This window comes from Bradyrhizobium sp. P5_C11_2 (genome assembly GCF_054049755.1).
The window spans coordinates 1-9,709 of record NZ_JBFULT010000279.1 but is presented as its reverse complement, the minus strand read 5'-3'; the positions used below and the strand labels follow the sequence as shown (position 1 = coordinate 9,709).

Here is a 9,709-nt window from a genome sequence, read left to right as displayed (position 1 = left end):
TGCTGGAAACCTATGTCCGCCTCTCCGCGGGCGACGACGGCAGCGACGGGCTCACCTGAGGGAGGACCGCGTACCTTGCGAGTCTTGCCGGCGATCTCGTCGGCGACACCGAGCTTCTTGAAGCCGACTGTCGACAGATAGGTGCCGCTGGAGCTGTCCGAATAGGCGATCGACTTGGCCGCGAGCAACGTCTTGCGCAGCGAATCCACCGTGCTGATGTCGGGCTTGGGTTGCCCGGCACGAACCACCATGCCGATGAACGATTCCGCAAGCGGCATCCGGCTGCCGRGTCGCGTCAAATTCCGCTGGTCCAGGAGATCGACGCCGACGCCGTCCATGATCACCACGTCGGCCTCCTCGCCGCGGGACAGACGCGTCGGTATCGCTTCCGGTGAATCGCCGATCGAAGGCCCGCGCGTGGTGACGAGCTTGTGCCCCGTCGACTTCTCGAATGCAGGACCGAGCTCCTCGTACACGGCAAAGAACCCGGCCGAGATCATCACCTTGACATCAGCAGCCGCTGCCCCCGTCGCCAAAGTGACGGTGACCAGGACAGCAAACAGGCAAGCAATGCATCGCGGCATGGCACGTCCCCCCAATACTAGCCTCGGCCGCGCCTAATGCGCACCATTCCCGTTCTCGCCGTTGCCGCTCTCGGCCTCTTCCGTGATGTGCTCGACCGAGACGACGTGCTCGTCCTCGGCGGTGTCGAACACGATCACGCCCTGGGTCGAGCGGCCGGCGATGCGGATGCCCTCGACCGGGCAGCGGATCAACTGGCCCTTGTCGGTGACCAGCATGATTTGATCAGCATCCTCCACCGGGAAGGACGCGACCAGGTTGCCGTTGCGGTTGTTGACGCTCATGGCGACGATGCCTTTGCCGCCGCGCCCCGTCGTGCGGTACTCGTAGGACGAGGTCCGCTTGCCATAGCCGTTGACGGAGACGGTGAGCACGACCTGCTCGGCCGCCGACATCTCGACATAGCGCTCCGGCGGAAGCTGGAAGCTGCCGGAGGTCTCCTCGGCCTCGGCGTCAGCTGCCGGCTCCTCGGCCGCGGCTTCGCCGGCGACCGCGCGGCGCATCTTCAGGTACGCCGAACGTTCGTCCGAAGAGGTCTCGACATGGCGCAGGATCGCCAGCGAGATCACCTTGTCGCCCTCGCCAAGCGCAATGCCGCGCACGCCCATCGAGGTGCGCCCGGTGAACACGCGCACGTCGGTGACGGGGAAGCGGATGCACTGGCCGCCCGCGCCGGTCAGCAGCACGTCGTCGCGCTCGGTGCAGATCTGCACGTCGACGATCGCTTCATTCTCGTCGAGCTTCATGGCGATGATGCCGGAGCGGCGGACGTCGACGAAGTCGGACAGCTTGTTGCGCCGGACATTGCCGCCTGTCGTGGCGAACATCACGTCGAGGTTGCCCCAGGTGGATTCGTCCTCCGGCAGCGGCATGATGGTGGTGATGCGCTCGCCCTGCTCCAGCGGCAGGATGTTGATCAGCGCCTTGCCGCGCGCGTTCGGCGCTGCCATCGGCAGCCGCCAGACCTTCTCCTTGTAGACCTGGCCGCGCGAGGAGAAGAACAGAACCGGCGTGTGCGTGGAGGCCACGAACAGGCGGCTGACAAAGTCCTCGTCGCGGGTCTGCATGCCGGCGCGGCCCTTGCCGCCGCGGCGCTGCGCCCGGTAGGCCGACAGCGGCACGCGCTTGACGTAGCCGGCGTGCGACACGGTGACGACCATGTCCTCGCGCTGGATCAGGTCCTCGTCCTCGACCTCGCCTTCCTGCTCGATGATCACGGTGCGGCGTGGGGTCGCGAACTCGGCCCTCACCTCGGCGAGCTCGGTCTTGACGATGTCGAGCACGCGGGCACGCGAACGCAGGATGTCGAGATAATCGGCAATTTCGCCGGCGAGCGTGTCGAGCTCTTCGCGGATCTCGTCACGACCGAGTGCTGTGAGGCGCTGCAAACGCAGATCGAGAATGGCCCTGGCCTGCTCCATCGACAGCCGGATGGTGCCGTCCTCGCTGATGCGGTGGCGCGGGTCATCGATCAGGGTCAGCATGTCCTCGACGTCCCGGGCCGGCCAGTCGCGCGACATCAGGGTGTCGCGCGCCGCGGTCGGATCCGGTGAGGTGCGGATGACGCGAATCATTTCGTCGATGTTGGCCACCGCGATCGCCAGGCCGACCAAGATATGCGCGCGGTCGCGCGCCTTGCTCAGCAGGAACTTGGTGCGCCGCGTGACGACCCGCTCACGGAAGTCGACGAAGATGGCGAGCAGGTCTTTCAGAGTCATGATCCGCGGCCGACCGCTGTCGAGCGCCACCATGTTGACGCCGAAGCTCGTCTGCAGCGGCGTGAATCTGTAGAGCTGGTTCAGCACCACGTCGGGCACGGCGTCGCGCTTCAATTCGACGACGACGCGGAAGCCGTCGCGGTCGGATTCGTCGCGCAGGTCGGCGATGCCCTCGATCTTCTTTTCCTTGACCAGTTCGGCGATGCGCTCGACCATCGTCGCCTTGTTCACCTGATACGGGATCTCGGTGATGATGAGCGCCTCGCGCTCCTTGCGAATGGTGTCGATGGTGACCTTGCCGCGCATCACGACCGAGCCACGGCCCAGGTGGTAGCCGGCGCGGATGCCCGCCCGCCCGAGAATGATGCCGCCGGTTGGAAAGTCCGGTCCGGGAACGATGTTGATCAGCTCGTCGATGGTGAGCGCGGGATTGTCGATCAGCGCCACGCAGGCATCGATGACCTCGCCGAGATTGTGCGGCGGAATGTTCGTGGCCATGCCGACTGCGATGCCGCCGGCGCCGTTGACCAGAAGGTTCGGGAACTTGGCCGGAAGAACCGAGGGCTCGGTCTCGTTGTTGTCGTAGTTCGGCTGGAAGTCGACGGTGTCCTTGTCGATATCGGCCAGCAGGGCCAGCGCCGACTTGGTCAGTCGCGCTTCGGTGTAACGATAGGCGGCAGGCGGATCGCCGTCGACCGAGCCGAAATTGCCCTGACCGTCGATCAGCGGCACGCGCATCGAGAAGTCCTGCGCCATGCGGACCATGGCGTCGTAAATCGACTGGTCGCCGTGCGGATGATACTTACCGATGACGTCGCCGACCACGCGGGCGGACTTGACGTATTTCTTGTCGGGCGTGTGGCCCTGCTCGTGCATCGAGTACAGGATGCGGCGGTGCACCGGCTTCAAGCCGTCGCGGGCATCAGGCAACGCACGCGCCACGATCACGCTCATGGCGTAATCGAGATAGGACTTCTTCATCTCGTCGAGGATGGAGACGGGGCGAATGTCCGAGGGTTGCGCCGGCTGGTCGCCGGGCTTGTTGTCGTCGTCAGCCAAAGGGGAATCCGGTGAGKTTTTATCTGGGAATCATATAGCGCATCGAAGCCCTCATAACCACCCTTGCGAGGTTCAGGGAAGCGCTTTTTCCGACTGTTTTTCCAGAGACTTACGCGCTCCGCGGCACCGCCTTTGACGGGGCCGGAACGAGCCGGGCGGAACCGCCTCTTACGCCCCGAAAATCACCCGGTTCATGATCCGCCCGGGCAGCAGCGTGAACAGGCCCGCGATCACCAGCGCGCCGACGAAGGTCATGATCATGATGCGCCGGTGATCGGCGACGCGGTGGGTGTGCGCCCGCCAAACCGCGAGCGGCAGCATCACCAGTGTGAAGATCGAGAGCAGATGGATCGGACTGAATGGCCCGACCAGGCGGATCTGGTGGATCCAGAACGACGATGCGGCCACGGCCGCCATCAGCACCACCCAGATCCAGCCGATCGTCCGATGCGGCAGCGTGCCCTTGGGAGCTGCAAACTGGACGAGACCGAGCACGAAGGCGGCCATGGCGGCGAAGGCATGCAGCGGAATGGCCGGGGCGGCCTCAAGCAGCGGTGCAAAGCTCATGCGGGGCTTCCTCCGATCGACAGCCAGTCCATGTGAATAGGATTAACATTAAGTTAATACCATTCACATCGCAGCCCGTCAAAGACTTGAGGCAGCACATGAGGCAAGCCCGGAAAACCGAGCTTGACCCGTCAATTGGTAAGAAATCCTGCCGCTCTACGCCAGCCCGTAACTCTGATGGGTGAAGCGCCCCTTTTGGCCAACGCCAGGACGGGATTCCGCCAGCCACCAAAAGGCGTGTATCTAGAACCAGATCGATCGGGCTTTCCCGGTCCCTCCCCTGGAGTGGTCAAAGTGACCAACGTCCTGTTCGTCTGCAGCGCCAATCGCCTCCGCAGCCCGACCGCTGAACAAGTCTTTTCGACTTGGCCAGGCGTCGAGACCGACTCTGCGGGCATCTCGAACGACGCGGCCGTGTCGTTGTCGTCCGAGCAGGTCGAATGGGCCGACATCATCTTCGTCATGGAGAAGACCCACCGTAACAAGCTGAACCGGAAATTCCGCTCCAGCCTGAACAACAAGCGGGTCATCTGCCTCGACATTCCGGACGACTATGAATTCATGGATCCCATCTTGATCCGGATACTTGAAAGCCGCGCCGGCCGTTTCCTCTCACGACCAGCACCGGCTATTCCCAAGCCTTAGAACGGCAAGCCTCAGAACGGGATGTCGTCGTCCATGTCGCTGTTGCGGCCACCGCCGCCGGCGGCCACCGGACGGCGCGGCGCGCTGCTGACCGGACCGCTGGAGCCGAAGTCGCCGCCCGGCTCCTCGCCGAAGCTGCCGCCGCCCCCGCCGCCACGGCCATCGAGCATCGTGAGGGTCGAGTTGAAGCCCTGAAGCACGACCTCGGTGGAGTACTTCTCCACGCCGCTCTGATCGGTCCATTTGCGGGTCTGGAGCGCGCCCTCGATGTAAACCTTGGCGCCCTTCTTCAGGTACTGCTCGGCGACCTTGCAGAGGCCTTCATTGAAGATCACGACGCGATGCCACTCGGTCTTTTCCTTGCGCTCGCCGCTGTTCTTGTCGCGCCAGGTCTCCGAGGTCGCGATGCTCAAATTCGCGATCGGCCGCCCGTCCTGGGTGCGCCGGATTTCCGGATCCTTCCCGAGATTTCCAACCAGAATGACCTTGTTGACGCTTCCCGCCATCGCCGCTCTCCATTCCAAATGCCACTGAATTTCAAAAGGCCGGGCCCGCGCGCCCGCGGTCCTCTGCCACCCTGTTGGCGACCCTATACGCTTGCGAGGGCCGGTCAGCCCGTCACCCCTCAGGTTATCCCCATATATAGCATCGGCCTGAAGCTTGTTCCAGATTTGTTCTTGCGAAACTGGCGGTCGCGGTGCAGGCCAGACGGCGTCAATGTGCAGCGACAATGCAAGGCACCGGATGGAACCTTTTCAGGTTCCCGCGAACGACAAAAACCACTTAACATTCATCAAGTTAGAGGCGCTGCCGTTGCGTCGCGAGTGTGGTATTTCGGAGACGGACTCTGCCACTTGATTGGGCTACGGTTGCCTCGGAATTAAGTTCATATGGGCGTCGCGCCTTGATTAGCCGCTTCGGGGACCTCCAGGAGGCGGTTGTAACTGGGGAGACTGCAATGAATAAGATTTTGATCGGCGCAATCGGTGCAGTGACATTGAGCCTCTCGGCTCCCGCGAGCGCGGCGGATATGGCCGCGCGTCCCTACACCAAGGCTCCGCCGCCGATGGTCGCCACCATCTACGACTGGAGCGGTTTCTACATCGGCATCAACGGCGGCGGCGGCACGAGCCACAAGTGCTGGGACTTCGATCTGGGCGGCGGCGTGCTGGTCGGCGAGGGCTGCCACAACGCGACCGGCGGCACGGTCGGTGGCCAGGTCGGCTATCGCTGGCAGTCGGCCAACTGGGTGTTCGGCCTTGAAGGCCAGGGCAACTGGGCCGACTTCTCCGGTGACAACATCAGCGCGGTGACCGGCCTACGCGATCGTTCAAAGATCAACGCCTTCGGTTTGTTCACTGGCCAGATCGGCTACGCCTGGAACAACGTGTTGCTCTATGTGAAGGGCGGCGGCGCTGTCGTCGGCGACCGCTATCGGAGCTACGATGTCGTCACCGGCCTCGAATTCGACCGGGCCAACGAAACCCGTTGGGGTGGCACCGTGGGCGCCGGCGTCGAGTTCGGGTTTGCGCCGAACTGGACGGTGGGCTTCGAGTACGATCACATCTTCCTCGGCAACCGCACCATCAACTTCACCGGCTCCGGCAACTTCGTCGCCGCGCCGCTCGGCGCTCTCACACGGTCTGAGCGAATCAGCCAGGACGTCGATATCGGCCTCGTCCGCGTGAACTATCGCTGGGGCGGCCCGGCGATCGCGCGGTACTGATATCGCTCTGATATCACTCAGGATAAAAGGCCGGCCTCGCGCCGGCCTTTTTGCTGCGCACAGCCGGTTGCTGCGCACGGCCGGAACAATAGGTCAGCCACCGCGACATTTCCAATCTGCTGTGTCTTTTCGGGTACACAACTTGCGGCTTCACTGGTGTAAGCACGACGTCAGTTGGACCAGAGCGTCCGATGCCCTTCTCGATCGTGGAAGGCACAAACAGAAACTGGGACTGGGATTAAGTTGAAAATGAAGAAAGTTTTGTTGGCTTCGGCCTGTTTGTTCGCACTCGCCGCTCCGGCCTCGGCCGCCGATCTTGCTGCGCGCCCCTACACCAAGGCTCCGGTGGCTGTGGCCTCGGTCTACAACTGGACCGGCTTCTACCTCGGTATCGTCGGTGGCGGCGCTTGGGAAAACGGCTMGGGCGACCCGAAGATGAAGGGTGGCTTCGTCGGCGGCACCGCCGGCTACAACTGGCAGACCGGCAACGTCGTGTTCGGCATCGAGGCCGACGGCAGCTGGGCTGACGTCAGCGCTTCGGTCACCGGCGCCACCGTTGTCCCCGGCTTCGGCGTTGTAACCGCGACCGCGAGCTCGAAGACCGATGCAATGGGCACCGTGCGCGGCCGCATCGGCTACGCCGTCAACCAGGTCCTGTTCTACGGCACCGGCGGCTACGCCTGGATCGACAACAAGATCACCCTCTCTGCGCTCGGCGTGTCCGCGTCGGACAGCAAGTGGCACTCCGGCTGGACCGTCGGCGCGGGCGTCGAGGCGTTCTTCGCTCCGCAGTGGTCGGTCAAGGGCGAGTATCTCTATCGCAGCCTTGGCGGCGAGACCTACTTCTCCGGCGCTCTCCCCACCGGCACGCTCAACTTCCACACCGTGCAGGTCGGCGTGAACTATCACTTCGGGGGCCCGGTGGTCGCGAAGTACTGAGCTTCGCCTCCAACGCACTGCGTTACGAAAGGCCGGCCTTGCGCCGGCCTTTTTGTTTTCGCGCGTGCAGATCCAGGCGAACCGCTTCCCGGCGTTTTCGTGGGAGCTGTGGCACCCCGGTGACACAACCTTTGGCTTCAATGGTGTAAGGCAATGACATCAGTTGGGTCATTGGGTCCACTGCTCTTCCGCCGTGCGGAAGGCGACCAAAAGAAACGGAACTGGGGAATCGAAATGAAGAAGGTTTTGCTGGCCTCGGCCAGTCTGTTCGCACTCAGCGCGTTGGCTCCCGCCTCGGCGGCCGATCTGGCGGCCCGCCCCTACACCAAGGCGCCCGTTGCTGTGGCCTCGATCTACAACTGGTCGGGCTTCTATATCGGCATCAACGGCGGCGGCGCCTCGAGCCGCAATTGCTGGGATCTCAACACGGTCCTCGGCGTCGCAATTCCAGTCACGGCTGAGGGCTGCCACAATGCGACCGGCGGCCTCGTCGGTGGCCAGGTCGGTTATCGCTGGCAGTCGGCCAACTGGGTGTTCGGCCTTGAAGCCCAGGGCGACTGGGCCAATCTGAAGGGCTCGAATACGAGTTCGCCGGCAGCGCTCGCGCCGCTGGTCAACCAGACCAAGATCGATGCGCTTGGCCTGTTCACCGGCCAGGTCGGCTATGCCTGGAACAACGTGCTCTGGTACGTGAAGGGCGGCGCCGCCGTCACCCACGCCAAGTACGACGGCCTGTTCGGCGGCGTGGTCATCGACAGCGCCAGCGAGACGCGTTGGGGTGGCGCGGTCGGCACCGGCATCGAGTTCGGCTTCGCGCCGAACTGGTCCGTGGCGATCGAATACGACCATCTGTTCATGGGCAGCCGCAACAACTCGTTCACGGTTCTCGGCGTCAACGACCGCATCGACCGTATCAAGCAGGACGTCGACATGGGCACCGTCCGCGTCAACTATACCTTCGGCGGCCCCGTCGTCGCGAGGTACTGAGCTTCGCTTCCAACGCCATCGCGTTACGAAAGGCCGGCCTCGCGCCGGCCTTTTTGTTTTCGCGCGAGCGTGCACCCAACCGTCTTGGAGTCGTGAGGCGCGCAAGGCGTCCGMGAATGGCTTCGGCGAGTTGAGGACGTAACATGAAGACGTGGATGCTGACCGCGGTCAGCCTGTTCGCATTCGGCGCGGTCGCGCCGGCCGGTGCCGCCGATCTCCCCCTCTACCCCAAGGCGCCGGTGGCGCCCGTCCTCGGCTATGACTGGAGCGGCGTCTATGTCGGCATCAATGGCGGCGGCGGCTGGGCCCATGCCTGCTGGGGCGTGACAAATGCACTTGGCGTCGCCGTCGATCCAGCCGTCGGCGAAGGCTGCCACAATGCAGGCGGCGGCACGGTCGGCGGTCAGGTCGGCTATCGCTGGCAGAGGGGTCGCTGGGTTCTCGGCGTCGAGGGCCAGGGCAACTGGGCCGACTTCAAGGGCAGCAATGTCAGCGTGGCGCTGGCGCCGCTGACCAACCAGACCAAGATCGACAGCTTCGGTCTCTTCACCGGCCAGATGGGCTACGCCGTGAACAGCCTGCTGTTCTACGGCAAGGCCGGCGCGGCCGTCGCCCACGACAAATACGACACGTTCTTTCCGGGCGCGCCCGCCGCCTTCGCGTTCAACAGCGTCAACCAGACGCGCTGGGGCTACACTGTCGGCATCGGCGTCGAATACGGCTTCGCCGAGAACTGGTCGGTCGGCGGCGAATACAACCATGTGTTCCTGGGCCATCACAACGCCGAATTCGCCACCCTGGCCGGCGGCCTGCTCCCGCGCAGCGACCGGATCGGCCAGGACATCGACGTCGGCCTGATCCGCGTCAATTACCGCTGGGGCGGCCCGGTMGTCGTCAAATACTGACCCCCCAAATACTGCCCCCCAAATACTGACCCCCAAGGACTCCTCCAAGGTCCTGCTCAAGCGCGGATGATGCGATCCGCAGCCAAATGCGAACGAAGGGCCGGCCTCGTGCCGGCCCTTCGTCTGTTCCGGATCGCAGCTGCTACTGCCAGATGCCGCCAGCGCGCCAACAATCCGTTGACGATTCGCAAGTCCCACTGGAAATCCGTCGCCGTTCTTCCTACGTTCGCTGCCATACCCATCGGCGCCGATCCCGGTTCCGGGCAAAGCGCGCCTACAACGTTGGCGCGATCGCGCGCCGTTGGGATTCCTTGAGGACCACCAGGATGGATGAAGTGATCAAGGCGAAGCGCCAACAACAGAACGCGGGATCACACCTGCGCGCAATTACGATCCGTGGCGCGCGCGAGCACAACCTCAAGAATGTCGACGTCGAGATTCCCCGCGACAAGCTCGTGGTGTTCACCGGCCTGTCCGGCTCCGGCAAATCCTCGCTCGCCTTCGACACCATCTACGCCGAGGGCCAGCGCCGCTACGTCGAGTCGCTCTCGGCCTATGCCCGCCAGTTCCTGGAGATGATG

The 9,709-nt window shown here is 63.9% G+C and carries 11 protein-coding genes; 6 read left to right on the top strand and 5 right to left on the bottom strand.

Going from position 1 to position 9,709, the window contains the following annotated elements:
- From ACXJL8_RS23845 to ACXJL8_RS23835, 3 genes are all read right to left on the bottom strand, one after another.
- The coding region (locus ACXJL8_RS23845) for a substrate-binding domain-containing protein (protein WP_456685687.1) at positions 1-584 on the bottom strand (584 nt) is incomplete at its 3' end.
- Between the two features lie 33 nt (positions 585-617).
- A complete protein-coding gene (gyrA, locus tag ACXJL8_RS23840; protein ID WP_456618882.1) occupies positions 618-3,359 on the bottom strand; it encodes a DNA gyrase subunit A in 2,742 nt (913 codons plus the stop codon).
- 168 nt (positions 3,360-3,527) lie between these two features.
- A complete protein-coding gene (locus ACXJL8_RS23835) occupies positions 3,528-3,926 on the bottom strand; it encodes a DUF2306 domain-containing protein (protein WP_456618881.1) in 399 nt (132 codons plus the stop codon).
- 294 nt (positions 3,927-4,220) lie between these two features.
- Between ACXJL8_RS23835 and ACXJL8_RS23830 the strand changes: the two genes are divergently transcribed.
- Positions 4,221-4,571 (top strand): low molecular weight protein tyrosine phosphatase family protein, encoded by a 351-nt coding sequence (locus tag ACXJL8_RS23830; protein WP_456618880.1) that lies wholly within the window; start codon positions 4,221-4,223, stop codon positions 4,569-4,571.
- 11 nt (positions 4,572-4,582) lie between these two features.
- Here ACXJL8_RS23830 and ACXJL8_RS23825 read toward each other — a convergent pair whose 3' ends face one another.
- Positions 4,583-5,077 (bottom strand): single-stranded DNA-binding protein, encoded by a 495-nt coding sequence (locus ACXJL8_RS23825; protein WP_456618879.1) that lies wholly within the window; start codon positions 5,075-5,077, stop codon positions 4,583-4,585.
- A 452-nt stretch (positions 5,078-5,529) separates the two neighbouring features.
- Here ACXJL8_RS23825 and ACXJL8_RS23820 point away from each other — a divergent pair, with 452 nt between their 5' ends.
- Positions 5,530-6,297 carry an outer membrane protein gene (locus tag ACXJL8_RS23820; protein WP_456618878.1) on the top strand — a complete coding sequence of 256 codons (768 nt, stop codon included), beginning with the start codon at positions 5,530-5,532 and terminating at the stop codon, positions 6,295-6,297.
- Positions 6,298-6,546: 249 nt separating this feature from the next.
- The gene (locus tag ACXJL8_RS23815) at positions 6,547-7,236 is read left to right on the top strand and encodes an outer membrane protein (RefSeq protein ID WP_456685686.1); all 690 of its coding nucleotides are present in this window, start codon (positions 6,547-6,549) and stop codon (positions 7,234-7,236) included.
- A gap of 22 nt (positions 7,237-7,258) precedes the next feature.
- On the opposite strand, the gene ACXJL8_RS23810 is transcribed toward ACXJL8_RS23815, so the two are convergent.
- A complete protein-coding gene (locus tag ACXJL8_RS23810; protein WP_456618876.1) occupies positions 7,259-7,408 on the bottom strand; it encodes a hypothetical protein in 150 nt (49 codons plus the stop codon).
- A 62-nt stretch (positions 7,409-7,470) separates the two neighbouring features.
- Between ACXJL8_RS23810 and ACXJL8_RS23805 the strand changes: the two genes are divergently transcribed.
- The 3 genes from ACXJL8_RS23805 to ACXJL8_RS23795 form a co-directional block, all read left to right on the top strand.
- On the top strand, positions 7,471-8,223 hold the full coding sequence (locus tag ACXJL8_RS23805) for an outer membrane protein (RefSeq protein ID WP_456618875.1): 753 nt from the start codon (positions 7,471-7,473) through the stop codon (positions 8,221-8,223).
- 143 nt (positions 8,224-8,366) lie between these two features.
- Positions 8,367-9,128 (top strand): outer membrane protein, encoded by a 762-nt coding sequence (locus ACXJL8_RS23800; protein ID WP_456618874.1) that lies wholly within the window; start codon positions 8,367-8,369, stop codon positions 9,126-9,128.
- Positions 9,129-9,454: 326 nt separating this feature from the next.
- Positions 9,455-9,709, top strand: a 255-nt coding sequence (locus tag ACXJL8_RS23795) for a hypothetical protein (protein ID WP_456685685.1), incomplete at its 3' end; no start/stop codon positions are given.